Origin of the sequence: Pelagibius sp. Alg239-R121 (genome assembly GCF_947331435.1) — a bacterium.
Lineage (GTDB): Bacteria > Pseudomonadota > Alphaproteobacteria > Kiloniellales > Kiloniellaceae > Denitrobaculum.
Genome location: NZ_CAMZOF010000010.1, coordinates 304,837 through 323,045, shown reverse-complemented (window position 1 = coordinate 323,045; position 18,209 = coordinate 304,837). Strand labels below are relative to the sequence as shown.

Annotated in this window: 15 protein-coding genes; 12 read left to right on the top strand and 3 right to left on the bottom strand. The window is 58.6% G+C overall.

Annotated elements, in window-relative coordinates; translation table 11 throughout:
* The first annotated feature begins 370 nt into the window (after positions 1-370).
* The 5 genes from argC (at position 371) to QMZ18_RS29505 (ending at position 7,228) form a co-directional block, all read left to right on the top strand.
* Positions 371-1,348 carry an N-acetyl-gamma-glutamyl-phosphate reductase gene (gene argC, locus QMZ18_RS29525; RefSeq protein WP_282609997.1) on the top strand — a complete coding sequence of 326 codons (978 nt, stop codon included), beginning with the start codon at positions 371-373 and terminating at the stop codon, positions 1,346-1,348.
* A gap of 288 nt (positions 1,349-1,636) precedes the next feature.
* Positions 1,637-2,686, top strand: coding sequence for a hypothetical protein (locus QMZ18_RS29520; RefSeq protein WP_282609996.1), 1,050 nt, complete (start codon positions 1,637-1,639; stop codon positions 2,684-2,686).
* Between the two features lie 820 nt (positions 2,687-3,506).
* A complete protein-coding gene (locus QMZ18_RS29515; protein WP_282609995.1) occupies positions 3,507-4,343 on the top strand; it encodes a PEP-CTERM sorting domain-containing protein in 837 nt (278 codons plus the stop codon).
* Between the two features lie 176 nt (positions 4,344-4,519).
* Positions 4,520-5,656 carry a serine hydrolase gene (locus tag QMZ18_RS29510; protein ID WP_282609994.1) on the top strand — a complete coding sequence of 379 codons (1,137 nt, stop codon included), beginning with the start codon at positions 4,520-4,522 and terminating at the stop codon, positions 5,654-5,656.
* A 186-nt stretch (positions 5,657-5,842) separates the two neighbouring features.
* On the top strand, positions 5,843-7,228 hold the full coding sequence (locus tag QMZ18_RS29505) for a DUF3179 domain-containing (seleno)protein (RefSeq protein WP_282609993.1): 1,386 nt from the start codon (positions 5,843-5,845) through the stop codon (positions 7,226-7,228).
* A 241-nt stretch (positions 7,229-7,469) separates the two neighbouring features.
* On the opposite strand, the gene cbiB is transcribed toward QMZ18_RS29505, so the two are convergent.
* Positions 7,470-8,480 carry an adenosylcobinamide-phosphate synthase CbiB gene (gene cbiB, locus QMZ18_RS29500; protein WP_282609992.1) on the bottom strand — a complete coding sequence of 337 codons (1,011 nt, stop codon included), beginning with the start codon at positions 8,478-8,480 and terminating at the stop codon, positions 7,470-7,472.
* A 175-nt stretch (positions 8,481-8,655) separates the two neighbouring features.
* Between cbiB and QMZ18_RS29495 the strand changes: the two genes are divergently transcribed.
* From QMZ18_RS29495 to QMZ18_RS29465, 7 genes are all read left to right on the top strand, one after another.
* Positions 8,656-9,720, top strand: coding sequence for a sirohydrochlorin chelatase (locus QMZ18_RS29495; protein ID WP_282609991.1), 1,065 nt, complete (start codon positions 8,656-8,658; stop codon positions 9,718-9,720).
* Between the two features lie 75 nt (positions 9,721-9,795).
* Entirely contained in the window at positions 9,796-10,443 is a 648-nt protein-coding gene (locus QMZ18_RS29490; protein ID WP_282609990.1) for a precorrin-8X methylmutase, read from the top strand.
* Positions 10,440-11,648 (top strand): precorrin-6y C5,15-methyltransferase (decarboxylating) subunit CbiE, encoded by a 1,209-nt coding sequence (gene cbiE / locus QMZ18_RS29485; protein ID WP_282609989.1) that lies wholly within the window; start codon positions 10,440-10,442, stop codon positions 11,646-11,648. The genes QMZ18_RS29490 and cbiE overlap by 4 nt, the downstream gene beginning before the upstream one ends.
* Positions 11,645-12,364, top strand: coding sequence for a precorrin-2 C(20)-methyltransferase (locus QMZ18_RS29480; protein WP_282609988.1), 720 nt, complete (start codon positions 11,645-11,647; stop codon positions 12,362-12,364). The genes cbiE and QMZ18_RS29480 overlap by 4 nt, the downstream gene beginning before the upstream one ends.
* Entirely contained in the window at positions 12,361-14,214 is a 1,854-nt protein-coding gene (gene cobJ / locus QMZ18_RS29475) for a precorrin-3B C(17)-methyltransferase (RefSeq protein WP_282609987.1), read from the top strand. Before QMZ18_RS29480 ends, cobJ begins: the two co-directional genes overlap by 4 nt.
* Positions 14,211-15,008: a precorrin-4 C(11)-methyltransferase gene (gene cobM, locus QMZ18_RS29470; RefSeq protein WP_282609986.1), complete on the top strand. Its 798-nt coding sequence runs from the start codon at positions 14,211-14,213 to the stop codon at positions 15,006-15,008. The genes cobJ and cobM overlap by 4 nt, the downstream gene beginning before the upstream one ends.
* On the top strand, positions 15,008-16,384 hold the full coding sequence (locus tag QMZ18_RS29465) for an amidase (protein ID WP_282609985.1): 1,377 nt from the start codon (positions 15,008-15,010) through the stop codon (positions 16,382-16,384). Before cobM ends, QMZ18_RS29465 begins: the two co-directional genes overlap by 1 nt.
* Here the strand turns inward: QMZ18_RS29465 and QMZ18_RS29460 are convergent.
* Entirely contained in the window at positions 16,381-17,130 is a 750-nt protein-coding gene (locus QMZ18_RS29460) for a cobalt-precorrin-6A reductase (protein WP_282609984.1), read from the bottom strand. The genes QMZ18_RS29465 and QMZ18_RS29460 overlap by 4 nt on opposite strands.
* Entirely contained in the window at positions 17,120-18,208 is a 1,089-nt protein-coding gene (locus QMZ18_RS29455; RefSeq protein WP_282609983.1) for a cobalt-precorrin-5B (C(1))-methyltransferase, read from the bottom strand. Before QMZ18_RS29455 ends, QMZ18_RS29460 begins: the two co-directional genes overlap by 11 nt.
* Between the last annotated feature and the right edge of the window lies 1 nt (position 18,209).

Here is an 18,209-nt window from a genome sequence, read left to right as displayed (position 1 = left end):
GCATGATCTGAGGGATGAGCCCGATCAACTCGATAGAAACGCCATTTAGAAATAAGACTTTTTCATCAAAATCGGCCCAATGTAACCAATGCTGCGGTGTGAGTGAATGGCGGTGTTGGCGGGCTGGGACCCCCCAGCGTAGCATTCCTGTAGGCTCTAGACCCGACCCCAAGCATGGTTAAAATGGCGAAACCGGCCTTCTTGGAACGAAAACAACCTTACCCGGTCTGCCTCGCCAATATGCACTTGCGCGGAACATGCGGATAGTCAATATGGACGCCTCCATGCAACCCGTGAGGACCAGCCCAGTCGCCATGATCGGTACGAGTTAAATACGCTTGTTCGCTCACTCCAGCAGTAGGAAACCACCATGAGCATTCGCGTTGGCATTGTCGGGATCAGCGGTTTTGGCGGCGGCGAAGTGATGCGCCTGGTCGCGAACCACCCGTCTTTCGAGTTAGTCTACGCCGCAGGCGAGAGCAGCGCTGGCAGTCGGCTGGTGGACCGCTTTCCCGGCCTGTCGGCCAAGCTGGCTGAGCTCGTGATTGAGAAATGGAACCCTGAGACCCTACCGGAGCTCGACCTGCTGTTCGCGTCGCTGCCCACGGGCACCTCAGCCGAAGCGCTGGCGCGCGTCCCCAGGGACGTTAAGATCGTTGACATCGGAGGCGACCACCGCCACGTCGAGGGTTGGGCGTACGGCCTTGCCGACGTCTGGCCAACCCAAATCGAGGGTCAGGTCCGAGTTGCGAACCCGGGTTGCTTCCCTGCAGCGACGCTGAACGCGCTGGCCCCGCTTCTGGCCAACAAGCTGATCGAGCCTGCTAACATTGTGATCGATGCCAAAACCGGAATATCCGGCGCTGGCCGGGGCGGATCCGACAGCAAGTTTGGCTACGCCGAGAGCAACGAGAACTTGATCCCCTACGGTCTGCTCAAGCACGTCCACATGCCCGAGATGGTTGAGACAATCGAGCGGCTGAGTGGCGGCAGCGCTACCGGACTGGTGTTCACGCCACACTTGGTTCCCATGACCCGCGGCGTACTCGTCACCATGTACTGCCGCGGCCGCGCCACCACGGATCAGTGCCTGGACGCGGCCCGGCGCTTCTACGCTGGACGAGCATTCGTCCGCGTGACCGACAAGCCGCCGCAGACCAAGTGGGCTACCGGTTCGAACCTCGCGTTCGTCAGCTATGCGGCCGATCCAGAGCGCAACTTGGTGATCGCGATGGGCGTGGTCGACAATCTCGGCAAGGGAGCGGCCGGTCAGGCCGTGCAGAATGCGAACCTGATCTGCGGCCTGCCAGAAACCGCGGGGCTGGACGGCGTACCTGTTTGGCCGTGACATCTTTGGTTCCGTCGCAAGTTTCGTGGCCTCCCGGAACAAGCAGACATCCGAAAGAACGCCGCGTACGGCAGTTATGTCCCGCACAGCCGTCATTGGCTCAAAGTGCAACGAACTTCCGCTGTGAGCCCGTTTTGCGCATTCATGACCTCAAGGTTCCGCCAAGGCCTGCAATTTTGGCAAAGCTGCAAGCGCTCGAGCAAATGCGGTTCGACAGCAGTTTGGTTCGGTTATTTACGTAATGTCCGCCAATTCATATAACCTCTACAAATTGAGGTGGTGACTCCCATGCTTCAGACCGCTCTTTTTGTCTTGAAGATTTTCAGTGCAATTTTAGCCGGGGTGTTCGGTGCGATTGGCACGGTGAAAGAGTTCCGTGGCGAAGACGGCCAGGTGACTACTTGGGGGAAAGTGGCCCTTGTCGGCGTCGTCGTCAGCTCCATTACCGCTGTTTCGACCCAGATCGTCCAAGAACTGATCGATCAACAAAGTGCACAAAAAGCAGCAGAACGCATTGAACAGCAGATTGCAAATCAGCAAGCGTTACTTGAGCGGATGGCCGCGCAAGGCGAGCAATCTGAAGCCATCTTGTCAGATTTGCAAAGGAGCCTCACAAAATTCAACAAAATCTCGGCGAGCGCATTTATTGACCTCCCAGACAACGTCGCATTAGCAGGTCGTGTTGAACAAGAGCTGCTTGCGGAGTATTCGATTCTTGTTGAATCTGGCGCGGCTTACGATGGCCCAGTTAGTCCGTCTCGCACATCGCCAGATGGCATTGAGGAAATCTCAATTCAACCAGTTTCAGGCTTGTATCCGCAGTCAGATGTATCGAACCCATTCGGCTCGTTGCTGGAGAGCCTTTCTCTGGAAGTGGCTTTTTACCAGGAGCCTAGGGCAGACGCCGAAATAATTGCCACACGTTGGTCCGGCGAAGGGCAACCGGATCTGCAAATTAGTTTCAGACAAGATCACCTACCAAATCTAAGTTACGAGTTCGAAGGTTCCAAATTCAACATTTTGCAGTCTCACACTAGCGACAGCAAGTTTTGGGATAGCAGTGGTGAGATTATCTCGCTGAGTGATCTGGCAGGCGCGCAAGTTTATTTCTATCTGACTGCCATCGGCTGGTCTGGGATGCAGGCGGACGTAGACTCCGTATTCTGGGGCGGCGTGCGTAACTCGGTATTGGAGACAGTTATTCTAAGGATCGACGAGCTGGAGCTGTGGTTTCGTGACGAACAACTACGAGAATTTCAGGCAGAAAACGGAGTAACGGTTTGGATCGCAACCCTACCCGAGTCGTTGCCGGAGATTTTCGAGCGCCACGTTCGTTGAGGTCATGTTTCTGGATTGGCCGCAAATTGGCGACGACACTTTAGCTTGTCACGAATGCAGAGGCCAACCAGCAACTCTATTATCCATCGCAGGTCGCTCGTATCGTATTTGAAGATTGGAACTTCGTCTTATGGACGTTTAATGTCAGCATTGTCCCGCATAGCCGTCGTTTGAGACTCGCGAAACAAACGACCGCTCCCACCCAAATGGAAACTGAAGAGTTTTGTGTGCCGCTTCCGAATTTCCCGGTGATCGGTGATCAAGGGCGGGTTGCTTTTGTGCGCTGCCGGTCATTACAGGGCGGTAGAAAGAAACCTGTCCCCAAACACTTATACTAAGGAGCGTTGATAATGACCCTTGGAGATTGCCTATAAGGACCTTCGGGTAGGAGAAAGGCTGCAGGCGATGCGGCGCATCGGCAAGGCTTTTCGACGCCCTCCGAAGGTCCCTGTAGACAACCGAAACGGCGGCGTTGCACGGTTTTCGGGCTGCTTCCCGCGCGGCTTCCGATGCTCTGTATCGCCGCGCCGCACGCTCCTAGCCGAAAGCGCGCAAAGACGTCTCTATGGGTCATTATCAACGTTGCTTGGTATTAATAGCGGCGTGTCGAACCTTTGGGACACTCCCACAAGTGGAGATGTTTCCGGCAAGCACTGCTACAAATTGGACAAAATTGCGCGCGTTTTGGACAAAATACCGTCCGGCTTTTCCTTTTTCATTCGTCATCAGCCATGGATCACGTCCGTAGCAGGACAATCCCCGCCTCGGTTGTGGGGACATGTTTTAGCTCTTGGTCGGTCTTGGTGCGGAGATGTTTTTGATGGGCACGAAGCTGTCCCGTTTTTTTGTCTCCGGGAAGTTTCATGGCCTGCAAGCATCACGATGCCCATCATCGCAGATCCGGGATAGCCCGGTATTGTGTGACGAATTGGCTGGATTGCGATCGCGGAACGATTCAGCGCGGCGATGTTCGCTTTTGAATCGCGTAATCAGCACAAGAATTTACATATCCAGCGAGAGGAAATTTACTCCTATGTTCACTAAAAATCTGATCGCCGCAGCCTTCGGCCTGAGCCTTATGGGTTGGGGTCAAGCCGCACAAGCCATCACAATAGACCTCGATGACTTCAGTTTTAGACGTGTAACGGAATTCAGCGTCACCGCTGATGGATTGACAGCGACATTTTCGAACGCGGCGAGTAGAGGTGCAGCAAGATCTCTCCTGGTAATTCCAGATGGAGTGGCTGTTTTCGACAACGAATTTTTCAATGGATACGATTCCCTGGCGTTGGTGTTTGATCATGCGGTTCAGCTTGTTGCCTATACGCCCGGTCTCGTATCCAATTTAAATGGTAATGAAAGAGTTATAATTTCAACGGGCAGCTCATCTACTGTCGAAACCGGATTTATCGATGAGCAACTGACGGATTTTACCACGCAGCTCACTGTCGAGGCCGGACAAATCTTGACCTTCAGGAGCGTCTTCAGCACGGGGATCAGCCGTCTTCTCGCGTTCCGTAGTCTCGAGGTTAATCTCGTTGATACAGCCGCTCAAATTCCAGAACCCGGAAGCCTCGTGCTTTTCGGCGCTGGTCTGGCCGGCTTGGCCGCGGTTCAGCGCCGGCGTCAAAAGGGAAGTGTCAAGGTTGAGTCCTGAGGACACGCGACTTAATTGCCGTCGCTTAAAATCGATCTGAGTCTTATGCCCCAGGAACTGTCCCGGGAGCACTAGATCCCATTCCCCAACAGCTTCCACACACCTAACAAAACGCCCCGCCGGACAGCTTTTCCCCTATAATCTGCCGCAAAGCGCAAAAGGGGAGGAAGCACGACATGACCAAAATGGATGACGTTCTCGCGAAGGCCGTGGAAGCGGGCGACGTGCCCTTTGCCGTTGCGATGGCGGGCAATGCGGCGGGCATTACCTACTCGGGGGCGGCGGGTCAGGCCGCCGCGGGGCGGAGTGCGGCCGAGGATACCACCTTTCGGATCTTTTCCATGACGAAGGGCATCGGTTCTCTTGCAGCGATGATTCTGATCGACCGCGGCAGGATCTCGATGGATACGCCGGTCGCCGAGATCCTGCCCGAGTGGAACGACCTTCAGGTGCTCGAGGGCTGGGAGGGAGACAGGCCGCTTCTCAGGTCGCCGAAAACCACCGCCACCCTGCGCCATCTGGCGACCCATACCAGCGGGCTGCAGTACGAATTGTGGTCCCATGATATGGCGAAATACCTGGAGGTGACGGGCGCGGCCCCCATTCTGAGCGGCTTAAAGGCAGGCCTCGCATACCCGCTGATGTCCGATCCCGGCACGTGCTGGGGCTATGGGACCGGTATCGACTGGCTCGGCAGGGCGGTTGAAGCGGTCGACGGGCGGCGGATCGATGCCTTTTGTCAGGCGGAAGTCTTCGATCCTCTGGGGATGACCAGCACCGCCTTCGAACCTGATAGGCTGGCCGACCGTCTCGCCGAGGTTTTCATTCGTGGCGAAGATGGAACCCTCGGGTCCTTCGAGCTGGCGCCGCCGCCAAAACCGGAAGTCTACGGGATGGGACATGCGCTCTATTCCACGGCGCCCGACTATATGAAGTTTCTGCGCATGATGCTCAACAAGGGCGCCCTGGAGGGAAATCGCGTCCTGTCGGAGGCGGCCGTCGCCGATATGCTCGCCGACCAGATGCAGGGTCTGACCTTCCAACGGATGGTCACAGCCGCGCCGCCGGTCACGGCCGATGTCATTCTGCCTGAGGGGACGACCCACAGCTTCGGTTTCGTCCGGGTGGAAGCCGATGTGCCCGGCCGCCGGCGGGCGGGCAGCCAGAGCTGGGCGGGCCTTTGCAACACCCATTACTGGTTCGATCCGGCGTCTGACGTCGCCGCTGTCATCATGACGCAATCGCTTCCCTTCGTGGAAGAACCCTATATGCGGACCTACGAAGCCTACGAAGAGGCGGTCTACGCGAGTTAAAGCCTTTTTGCGTCTGACCGAATGTGCTGCCACCAATGCGCACTGAATCTTGATGGATCGTGATTGGCAGTGCAGGGACGTGCAAGCAAATCTGTTGGAGGCTCTCGTGGGCTGCACGGGCGATGGCTTGTCCGTCTGAGGATCAAACAGGCCCGAGGATCAAACAGGTAGGCGAAAGGCCCCGCTATGGCATCGGCGATCAGTTCCCCAATCCGCGTCTTCTTTTTTGCGTCGATGGTGACGCTGTCTTTCTTCTGGATCGATGCTCTGCGGGCCCAGGAAGCGGCGCCGCTGCCGGACTATGCGGTTGAGCAGTTCGGCACCCCACCCGCAATACCGGAAGGGCCGCTGACCGAGGCTTTGAGGGCCGCCGTAGAGGTAGCCTTTGTCGATGCGATGGATCGAGGGACCTGGGGGCCGGACCAGGTCGTTGCTCTGGACGAGATCTCCAAGTCGGAAGATCCCCGGCTTGCCTGGATTGTCAGCGATCTGATGCGCTTCGTCTCCGGTCCCGACTTGCACGCGGCGCTTGCCATTGCCGCTTCCCGGTTGCTGGGTAAAGACCTGGAAGATGCCTACCACTGGGGGATCGTGACCGATTATCTCATCGCTTGGGATATCCCGGCGCCCCCTGATTATCTGCGGGTCAAGCGCGCGATCTTTACGAATGCCGTGCCGGGCTGGGAGCGGATCTTCGTCGAAGGCGATATCGACTGGCGGCTGGTTTCCTGGGGCGGCGTGCTGATCGACGATCGTGCGTACGATACGACGGACGAAGCCTGCAATTGCATTCCCGCGGCGGACAATCCCGAAGTGAGCAGCGCCGAAGAGGCGACTTGGCTTAAGGACGAGGATGTCGTTTTCGGTATCGGGATAAACGGTGAGTATCGGGCCTATCCGCGCCGCATTATGGAAGTGCGCGAGATGGTGAACGACACCTTGGGCGGACGGCACCTCGGCATTCCCTATTGCACTCTGTGCGGTGCCGCCCAGGCCTACTACACAGATCAACTGCCATTGGGTATCGACCGACCGGTCCTGCGCACGTCAGGGCTGCTCATTCGCTCCAATAAAGTGATGTACGACGTCACCAGCTTCTCGGTATTCGATACCTTTCTGGGCAAGGCGGTGACAGGGCCGCTTGCCAAGAGGAATCTGCAACTGAAGCAAGCCTCCGTCGTAACCACCGACTGGGGAACCTGGAAGAAAAAGCACCCCGAGACAACAGTGTTGCTCGAAAGGTACGCGCTTGGCCGAGATCCGGATTTTCGCAACGGCCGGGATGCCAATGGGCCGATCTTTCCGGTCGGCGATGTCGATCCGCGTTTACCGGTTCACGAGGATATCATTGGCGCCATCACGGCCTCGGGCAAGCCGGTGGCCTTTCAGCGCAGCAAAGCCTTCCTGGCATTGAAGAACGGCGAAGAGATAACTTTTGAAAATGTTCGTCTGGAGCTTGATGCCGGTGGGATTCGAGCCGTAGATGCGGATGGGTCCGACCTTGGCAGCCATCAGGCCTTCTGGTTCGCCTGGTCTCAGTTCCACCCCGGGACGGCACTCTGGCCGAGATGAGGCGACTTCGTCCGCTGACCTTAGTGCAAATTTTGAGGGTTGCTGTCATCTAGTGTGCTGCCAAGAGCTAGGGTGCTGCCAATAGCTGAAATTCGGCCGCTCTGCAGCAGTAGCTTCCGCTTATCATCTCGTGTTCACCGAGTGCACATCAGGATCTTGCGAAAAAGAACAATGCAAGAACAATAGAGATGCAACAATGCTCAAAATGTACTCGTTTTCGCCGTCAGATGAATCATCCCGTTCAGGTTCTACTGCAAATACCAAGGAGCGTCAGTATCGTGACGGCAGTCACTGCAGCCAGCAGTCCGGCTAGGATATAGAGGCTCAGCGCGTTGCCGATGTCTTTGCCGTTCAGCCTGCTGCGTCCATTGCCCATCCAATGGTCCTCGACAACCGTGCTGCCGTAACGGCGCGGACCGGCGAGGGCGAAGTCCAGGGCACCGGCGACGGCGGCTTCCTGCCAGCCTGCATTGGGTGAGTTATGCTTGCGGGCATCGCGCAGCATGATCTGCCAGGCTCTTCGGTGATCGGCGGCAGGATGAAGAGCGGCGGCAACGACGAAGAACAGCCCTGCCAATCGTGCGGGGACGAGATTTGCCAAATCGTCCAGCCGGGCTGCAAATTTACCGAAAGCTTCGTATCGAGGATTCTTGTGGCCAATCATGCTGTCGAGCGTGTTGATTGCCTTGTAGGCGCAGAGACCCGGCAGGCCGAGCAGGCAATACCAGAACAGCGGGGCGACCACGCCGTCGGAGAAATTTTCAGCAAGGCTTTCGACGGCGGCGCGTGCCACGCCAGCCTCATCCAGGCTCTCGGGATCGCGGCCGACGATCTTACTCACTGCCCAGCGACCGTCCGCCAGGCTCCGGCCTAGAAAGGTGGCGACCCTTTTTACTTCATCGTAAAGGCCTCTGAAGGCAAGCAGGCTGCTGACGGCAAGGACTTCCAGCACACTGCCGCCCGGCAGCCAATCTGCCAAAACCAATATGACAGCGCCGCAAAAGGCCGAAAGGCCAATAATGCCCAGAGTAAGGAGCATGCCCTTGGTTAATTTCGAAGCACGAGAGAGATGCGGGCGGTTGAGACGCTTCTCCAAGCGATCGATCAACTGACCGATGACGACGACAGGGTGCGGAACGACGCTATAAAGCCATCTTGGGTCGCCTAACGCCGAGTCCAGCGCCAAAGCGAAGAGCAATATCTGGGCAAGGAACAGCCCGGTCGAGGGTTCAGAGTACAGATCGGTCAACATCGGCGGAGAATGAGGTTGTGTTTGCCTGGGGTCAATCTCTTCTCAAAAAGACATCCTGGTGTGGAACAATCCCTTGGACTGCGGGGAACTTGCGCCGTAATCTGCCCGCCGAATTCCGCTGCTTTCATGCAGCGTGGCGGCGGCAGATTGTGCCGGCGATAAAAGGAACAAAAAGATGACGAAGATCGGGGTGATGGTCTGCGGGCACGGAAGCCGGGACGAAGGAGCGGTTCGGGAGTTCGAATCGGTTGCGCGCGGCATCAGAGAACGTATGCCGCAGTATGATGTGGACAGCGGCTTTCTGGAATTTGCGACACCGATCATCCGCGATGGGTTGGATCGGCTGCGCGAACAGAACAACAAGGTAGTATTGGCTATACCGGGCATGTTGTTTGCGGCGGGTCATGCCAAGAATGATATCCCGTCCGTATTGAATACCTACGAAGCCCAGCATCCTGGAATGGAAATCCGCTATGGCCGTGAGCTGGGGATCGACTCCAAGCTGATCAAAGCGGCCTCCGCCCGGATCGAAGAAGCCTTGGCGCAGGCCGGCGGTGATGTGGCCCGGGAAGAAACCCTGCTGATGGTTGTCGGGCGCGGCGCGTCGGACCCCGACGCCAACTCCAACGTTTCCAAGGTCATGCGGATGCTTTGGGAAGGTTTTGGTTTCGGATGGGGAGAAACCTGCTATTCCGGTGTGACATTTCCTCTGGTCGAACCCGGACTCGAGCATGCCGCCAAGCTCGGTTACAAAAGGATTGTCGTTTTTCCGTACTTTCTCTTCACCGGCATTCTGGTCAAACGGATTTACGACTACACGGATATGGTTGCCGCTCGCCATCCGGAGATCGAGTTCATCAAAGCGTCCTATCTTTCGGATCACCCCCAGGTCTTGGATTCCTTTGCCGAGCGCGTGCAGGAAATTCTGGACGGCGAAAACCTGATGAACTGCAAGCTCTGTAAATACCGCGAGCAGATTCTGGGATTCGATGCCGAAGTCGGTCTGCCGCAGGAAAGCCACCATCATCATGTCGAGGGGATCGGCACCGGGACGGCGGAGCATTCACACGACCATGCTCACAGTCATGACCACGAGCATAGTCACGGACACGATCATGGTCATAGTCACGACCACGGCCACGGCCACGGCCATGGGAATGGGCATGACCATCATCACCATCCCTATCCGCATGCTGACCACCCTTTGGGACCGAAGAGCATGAAAAAGGCAGCCGGGTAAGCGCGCGGCTCAGTCAATTGACGAAAGAACTGATGATGCCTGCGCGTTAACGGCGCAGTGTTTGAAGGCAGGCTAATGCCAAACTACGACTACATCCGTGATCCGCAGGAGATTTATCGGCAATCCTTCGCGACGGTCCGTTCGGAAGCGGATTTCTCGGCGATGGACGCGGATATGGCAACTGTCGCAGAACGGTTGATACATGCCTGCGGAATGCCGGACATACTATCCGAGTTGGCCTGGACTGAGGATGCTGCTGCGGCAGGGCGCGATGCCTTGAATGCAGGTGCGCCGATTCTGGCGGATTGCCGCATGGTGGTTGAGGGCGTGATTCGCGCGCGCTTGGGGCAGAATAATGCAGTTCTCTGCACCCTAAACGATGATAGGACCCGGCCCCTGGCGGTCGAATTAGGGACAACGCGTTCTGCCGCCGCAGTAGAACTCTGGCGCGATCATCTCGATGGGGCTGTTGTCGCCGTCGGGAACGCGCCCACAGCCCTATTTCACCTTCTGGAATTGCTCGCAGGCGGCGCCCCTAAACCTGCGGTCATTCTTGGCTTTCCGGTCGGCTTCGTCGGCGCGGCAGAATCCAAAGAGGCCCTTGTCGAGGCAGCGTTGGGCGTTCCCTATATTTCGTTGCGCGGGCGTCGCGGCGGCAGCGCGATTGCAGCGGCGGCAGTCAATGCCCTGGCTGGCTTGTCGAAGAGCGACACCGCCCCATGACGCGCTGGCTGTCAGTTGTCGGGCTTGGAGAGGACGGACTCGAGGGACTGTCTCCCGCCGCCCGGCAGATTGTTGACGCGGCGGAGGTGCTGGTGGGCGGTGCCAGACATCTAGCCATGCTTCCGGACGATGACCGCGAGCGTTTGGTCTGGCCCAGCCCGATGATGGAGCTTTTACCCGATATAAATGCGCGACAGGCTCGGAGAGTTTGCGTGCTGGCGACCGGCGATCCTTTCTGTTACGGCGTCGGCACGGCCCTCGCCAAGCATTTCGGGCATGACTCCATGACGATCGTCCCGGGAGCGTCGGCATTCAGTCTTGCGGCGGCCCGGCTCGGTTGGAGCCTGGACCGGGTGGAGACTCTCTCTCTTCACGGTCGGCCTTTGGCCTTGCTGGAAGCCTTTATCCAGCCAGCAGCGCGGCTTCTGGCGCTAAGTGAAAATGCGTCAACTGCGCAAGGCGTTGCCGATCTATTGACGGCGCGTGGTTTTGGTTCCAGCCGGATGGTTGTTCTGGAACATATGGGGGGTCCGAAGGAGCGTAGGATCGCAGGGCGGGCGGACGAAGATTGGCGGAATCGCGATTTGGCCGACTTCAATACCATCGCCATTGAATGCCTTGCAGATCCCGATGCGATTGCCAGGCCGCGCTCGCCCGGTTTGCCCGATGATGCCTTTCATCACGATGGCCAGATGACCAAGCGCGAGGTCCGTGCCGCGACCCTCTCCGCTTTGATGCCGATGCCCGGGCAGCTGCTTTGGGACGTCGGCGCTGGTTGTGGCTCCATTTCGATCGAATGGATGCGGGCCGAACGACACAATCGTGCCATTGCCATCGAACGGGCGGAAGCGCGTCTTGCCATGATCGCCGAGAATGCCCAGGCGCTTGGGACACCGGGACTGAAGATTGTCTCAGGCGAAGCACCGGCTGCACTGGAAGGTTTGGAGCAGCCCGACGCCGTCTTCATCGGCGGCGGGGCAACAGGCGATGGCTTGTTCGATCTTTGCTGGGGTGCGCTCAAACCCGGCGGACGCCTGGTGGCGAACGCGGTGACCTTGGAAAGCGAACAGATACTTATGACCCGCCACGCTGAACTTGGCGGCGAACTCTGCCGGATTGCGGTCTCTCGTGCCGAACCGGTCGGTCCCTATCACGGCTGGCGCCCTATGATGCCGGTCACTCAGTTTTCGGTAGTAAAGACATGACGATACATAACGGGCGCGGTCGCCTCTATGGCCTGGGGATCGGGCCGGGTGACCCCGAACTCATTACCCTCAAGGCATTGCGCTTGCTTCAAGCGGCGCCGGTGGTTGCCTATCCGGCGCCTGATACCGGCGACAGCCTGGCACGAGCGATTGTCTCGCCGCACTTAAAGGGTGGACAGGCAGAAATTGCGATCCGCGTGCCGATGGTCACGGCCCGTTTCCCGGCGCAGGAAGTATATGACCAGGCGGCGGAGGAATTGGGCGAACATCTGGAAGCGGGTAGGGACGTCGCAGTTCTCTGCGAAGGTGATCCCTTCTTCTATGGATCCTTCATGTATCTTTTTGGGCGCATGGCCGAACGCTTTCAAGTCGAAGTGGTGCCGGGTGTTTCCTCTCTGACAGCCTGCGCCGCGACCCTCGGAACCGCTTTAGCTGCGCGAAACGACATTCTGACGGTGCTGCCGGCGCCGCTCGATGCAGAGGTCTTGAAGCAACGTCTGCAGGGCGTTGAGGCCGCGGCCATCATCAAAGTCGGACGTCATTTTGCAAAGGTGAAGCAGGTGCTCGACGACTTGGAATTGAGCGATCGTGCCCACTATATCGAACGTGCCACCATGGAGACTCAACGTATCCTTCCGCTCGATCAGGTGGCCGAGGAAGGAGCACCCTATTTCTCGATGATCCTCATTCATCGTCGCGGCGAGGCCTGGACATGAGCACTTTGAAACATCTCGAAGCACCTGTTTTCGTGGCGCTCACAGCACAGGGACGCGACCTCGCCGCGCGCTTGAGCGCCGATTGGCCCGGCAGTGAACTCCATGGTCTTTCTGGCCGCGCAGAGCCGGTAGAAGTAAGATTCGGATCTGTCGCCGAGCACCTGCAGGAGCTCTTTGCCGCGGGCCGGCCGATTGTCGGCCTCTGCGCGTCTGGGGTTTTAATCCGGACCTTAGCGCCCATTCTGAGTGACAAGCACGGCGAGCCGGCCGTCGTGGCCTTGGCCGAAGACGGCACAGCCGTCGTACCCCTTTTGGGCGGACATCGCGGCGCCAATGAAATTGCCCGCACGCTTGCGGAAAAGCTTTCGATCGGGGCGGCAGTAACGACTGCAGGCGATCGGCGCTTTTCGATCGCTCTGGATGCGCCCCCGGCGGGCTGGCGGCTTGGCAATCCGGAACATTATAAAGCCTTCGTTGCGGCGGCTCTGGCTGGCGAGAAGATCCGCCTTGAAGGGGTGGCAGCCTGGATCAGCGGCAGCGACCTACCTTTTTCGAAAGACGGGACGCTGGTGATCCGGATCACCGAACAACGAGCGGCAGGCTCAGACCGGGAACTTGTCTTTCATCCCCAGGTACTTGCGCTTGGTGTCGGTTGTGAGCGCAATGCCGACCCGGAAGAGTTGCTCGGGCTGGTCCATAAAACACTGGAAGCTCAGAGCTTGGCGGCGGGCGCCGTCGCAGTGGTGGCCTCGATCGATGTGAAAGCGGATGAGCCTGCAGTCCACGCTGTCGCGGATCATCTCGGCGTGCCGGCAAGGTTCTTCTCTGCGGACGATCTGGAGGCAGAGTCGCCGCGTTTGGCAACGCCGTCCGATCTGGTGTTTCGGGAAGTCGGTTGTCATGGCGTTTCGGAGGGTGCGGCGCTGGCCACCACGGGATCCGCCGGGAAACTGGTTCAAGCTAAGCAAAAGTCAGCACGGGCAACCTGCGCGATTGCGCGTTCGACCGGGTTGATTGACGCGCACGGGGCCGGCCGGCCGCGCGGCAGTTTATCTGTCATCGGGTTGGGTCCTGGGAATGCCGAATGGCGTGCACCGGAGGTCGAAGCGCTGGTGCGCCAGGCGAGCGATCTGGTGGGCTATGGTCTCTATCTCGATTTGCTGGGCCCCTTAGCCAAAGACAAGATCCGCCACGACTATGCGCTGGGGGAGGAAGAAGCACGTGTCCGTGCCGCGCTCGACCTGGCCGCAGAGGGGCGGGACGTTGCTTTGATCTGTTCCGGTGACCCGGGGATCTATGCCATGGCAGCCCTCGTGTATGAATTGCTGGATCGCGCGGACAATCCTGCCTGGCGGCGTGTCGCGCACAAAGTGGTGCCGGGCATTTCGGCTTTGCAGGCGGCTGCCGCCCGGATCGGCGCGCCGTTAGGGCACGATTTCTGCGCCATTTCGCTTTCGGACCTGCTGACTCCCTGGGAAGCGATCGAACGTCGACTGAAAGCCGCTGCCGAAGGCGACTTCGTGGTCGCTTTCTACAATCCGGTGTCCAAGCGGCGAACCACCCAGTTGGCCCGAGCGGTTGAGATCCTGTCGGTGCATCGACCAGCTGAAACGCCGGTGGTGTTGGGACGCAATCTTGGCCGGCCGGGTGAGACGGTGACGGTGCTGGATCTGGCAGATCTGACGCCCGACAAAGTCGATATGCTGACCGTGGTTTTGATCGGTTCTTCAACCACGCGTCGGGTTGAGCGTGCCGATGGAAGCTGCTGGGTCTATACCCCGCGCGGTTACGCTAAAAAGATGACGCCTATGGAAAAAACACCCCTTCAAGCCCCGGGAGATGCAGCATGACGGTTCACTTTATCGGTGCAGGTCCAGGTGCCGCCGACCTGCTTACCCTGCGCGGGCGCGATCTGATCGCCGCCTGTCCCGTTGTTCTTTACGCAGGTTCGCTTGTGCCGGAAGAAGTGGTCGCTCACGCGCCTGCCGATGCACGAGTCCTGGATACCGCACCCATGACTCTCGACGACATTCTGTCCGAGATCGAAGCAGCCCATGCAGCGGGAAAAGATGTTGCCCGAGTGCATTCCGGCGACCCTTCGCTCTACGGTGCAATCGGGGAACAGATCCGCCGCTTGAAGACCTTAGGTATTCCTTTCGATATCACACCGGGAGTGCCGGCCTACGCCGCCGCTGCCGCCACCCTTGGACAAGAACTGACCCTTCCCGACGTCAGCCAGACTGTAATCCTGACCCGCACCGCCATGAAGAGTTCGGCCATGCCGAACAAGGAAGACTTGGCGACATTGGGCGCTTCGGGAGCGACCCTGGCAATCCATCTTTCGGTGCGGAACCTGAAGCATGTCGAAGCTGAATTGACACCTTTCTACGGCGCTGACTGTCCGGTCGCTGTCATTTTCCGGGCCTCTTGGCCGGATGAAGCGGTGATTCGCGGCACGCTGTCGGACATTCGTGCCAAGGTGCGTGCCGCCAAGCTGACCCGCACCGCCCTGATCCTGGTGGGCCCTGTCCTTGCTGAAGACACCGATTTCACCGACAGCAAACTCTATGATCCGACACACGTCCATGTGCTCAGGCCCGAGAGAAAAACACCGAAGATGCCGAAACAATCGAAAGTCTCGTAATGCCCGCGAAGCAGCTGCCTCGAATTTCGGATCTTGCCCAGGCCCTTGCAAAGGGGAAAACCACGAGCCGGGCTCTGACTGAATCAGCACTCGAGCGGGCCGAAGATGCGGCAGGTGAGGGCCGGCGGGTTTTTATCCAACTTTACCGTGAGCAGGCGCTTGCTGCTGCGGATGCCAGTGATGCTTTTCGGGCGCAGGGTGCGGTTCCGTCGGTCTTGGCGGGCATCCCGATTTCCATCAAGGATCTCTTCGATGTTGCCGGCGAGGTCACAAAGGCTGGTTCCCGGGTCTTGGCGGACGCCGATCCGGCAGCCCGGGACGCGCCGGTGATTCGACGCTTGCGAGCCGCCGGCGCTATCCTGATGGGCCGAACCAATATGACCGAATTCGCCTATTCGGGATTGGGACTCAATCCGCATTACGATACGCCACGCAATCCTTACGACCGCGAAACCGGGCGTATTCCAGGAGGATCATCGTCTGGTGCAGCCGTCTCGGTGACTGACGGTATGGCAGTGGCAGCGATTGGGACGGATACCGGCGGCTCGGTTCGTATTCCGGCGGCCTTCTGCGGCCTCACGGGCTTCAAGCCGACACCGGAACGTGTACCGCGCGATGGTGCTCTTCCGCTCTCGACGACCCTCGATTCAATTGGTCCCTTGGCTGCAAGTGTAAGCTGTTGTGCCGAGTTGGACGCCATCATGACTGATGAACCGGTCAAGGCGCCGGAAGCTTTGCCGGTTAAAGGACTGCGCCTTGGGTTGCCTCAGACAATGGTGCTGGACAATCTGGATACCCAGGTTTCCGGAGCATTTTGGCGTGCGCTCGACAGGCTCTCTGCGGCGGGTGCCAGCGTTATTGAATTTCCGTTCGGCGAAATCAACGAAATTCCCGAGTATCGCGGCTTGTCGGGTTTCACGGCGCCGGAATCCTACGCCTGGCATCGGGATCTGTTGGCACGCGGACGGCATCTATATGATCCGCGCGTGTCGGTGCGCATGGTCACCGGCGCGGATATCCCGGCTGCTGATTACATCGATACTTTCAAGATCTGGAAGGACGTACGGCAGCAGGCCGATCTGGCGACGGCACCGTTCGATGCTGTTGTCATGCCGACAACCGCCACGATCGCGCCGAGTTTTGCCGAGGTTGCACAAGACGAGGATTATTTTCAGATAAACTCGCTCACACTGCGCAACACCTACGTCGGAAATTTCTTTCACCGCTGCGCAATCTCACTGCCTTGTCACAACGAAGGTGAAGCTCCAGTCGGATTGATGCTGATGGGTGAGACCGACGGCGACCGTCGTTTGCTATCGCTGGCGCTGGGTGTGGAACGTGCCCTGTCTAGAATTTCATCTTCTTTGCCGGGCTAAATGAGCTGTTTCAGCCATTTCACTGCGTCGGCGGGACGGCCGACATGGTTGCAATCGAGGGCCGCCGGGCGCTGGATCACGATCACAGGAAGGCCTAGCTTACGTGCGGCGGCAATCTTACCGTAGGTCGCGGGGCCGCCACTGTTCTTGGTCACGATGCTGTCAATCCGATGTTCGTTCAATAGCTGGGTCTCTGCCTGCTCATAGAATGGACCACGCCCAAGAACCGTATCGAAGTTTTTGAGTGGCAGGTCGCTGATGGGATCGACAGAGCGTAGCAGGAACCAGCGATCCTCCAGTTCTGCGAAAGGTTTTACCTCCTGCCGTCCCGTGGTCAGGAAAATGCGGCGAAAGTTGCTGCGGGCAATAAGTTCGGCGGCGGCGTCCAGATTGGCGACGGGAAGCCAGGTATCACCTTCGGCTTTCTCCCACGCCGGACGGTGAAGCTGAAGGTAGGGCACCTGCGCGGCATTGCAGGCCTGAAACGCGTTGCGGGAGATCTGAACGGCGAAAGGATGGGTGGCATCGATCACCGCAGAGATTACTTCGCTGCGCAGGTACTTGGCGAGGCCTTCGGCGCCGCCGAAACCTCCCATATGTATCTCGCCCGGGGGTTCGACGGGGGCTTTGGTACGTCCTGCCAGGGAATTGATGACTCGATAGTTGCCGTCTGCAAAGAGTAGCGTCGCCAGGGCGAAAGCTTCGCCGGTGCCGCTCAGAATCAGGACCTGTTTATCAGGATTCATCAGCACGCCCTGATAGGTTTCCGGCCCGATCGAAAATCATCACGTCCACCTTTGTTTCCTGCCCCAGCACGCCCAGTGCCGTCTTACGAGCAGCAGCAGCCATGCTATCTGCAAGTGGTATAGCCTGATCTTGCGCCAATGCCAGCACTTGATTTGCGGTATTGGCTTCGCGGGCTGCGGCCACCGCGTCTGCCGTGGCGCCCAGTTTGGCGAAACGCTCAGCCAGCCAGTCGAAGTCGACCTGGCTCCGGCCTGAATGGAGATCGAGATGTCCCGCTGCGAGCTTGGTCAGCTTTGCGAAGCCTCCGCCGATGGTGAGACGAGGGAGAGGGTGTTTGCGCAGATATTTCAGCAAGCCCCCGGCGAAGTCGCCCATATCCAGCATGGCGGAGTCGGGCAGTCCGTGAATCTTCTGAACCGCCTTTTCCGATGTCGAGCCGGTACAGCCGGCAACATGACTCTGGCCAGTAGCGCGCGCCACATCGATGCCACGGTGGATGGAATGAATCCAGGCAGAGCAGGAGAACGGAACGACGATGCCGGTTGTGCCGAGAATCGACAGGCCGCCAAGAATACCAAGCCGCGGATTCCAGGTTTTTTGTGCCAGCTCCTTGCCGCCAGGTACGGAAACTTCGATCAGAATATCGCCGCTCTCACCGAATTCAGCCGATAACTGTTCGATCGTCTGTGTCATCATTTTGCGCGGCACCGGATTGATGGAAGCCTCGCCCGGTGGAATCGGCAAGCCGGGTTTGGTGACCTGACCAACACCTTCGCCCGCTCTGAAAACCACACCGCTGTCCTTTTCGCCGCGCCGAAGCGTGACGACGATTTCCGCGAGGTGAGTGACGTCGGGATCGTCGCCCGCATCTTTGATGATGCCGACTCTCGCAAAGCCTGGGCCCAATTCCTCGCGATTAAGCGCGAAAGCGGGTTGTTCGCCGCCTGGCAAGGTTATGGAGACGGGATCGGGAAACCGGCCGCTGAGCAACGCCGTATAGGCGGCGCGGGTCGCGGCCGTTGCACAGGCACCTGTCGTCCAGCCTCTGCGCAGCTCTCCCTCGGGTTTTCTTACCATG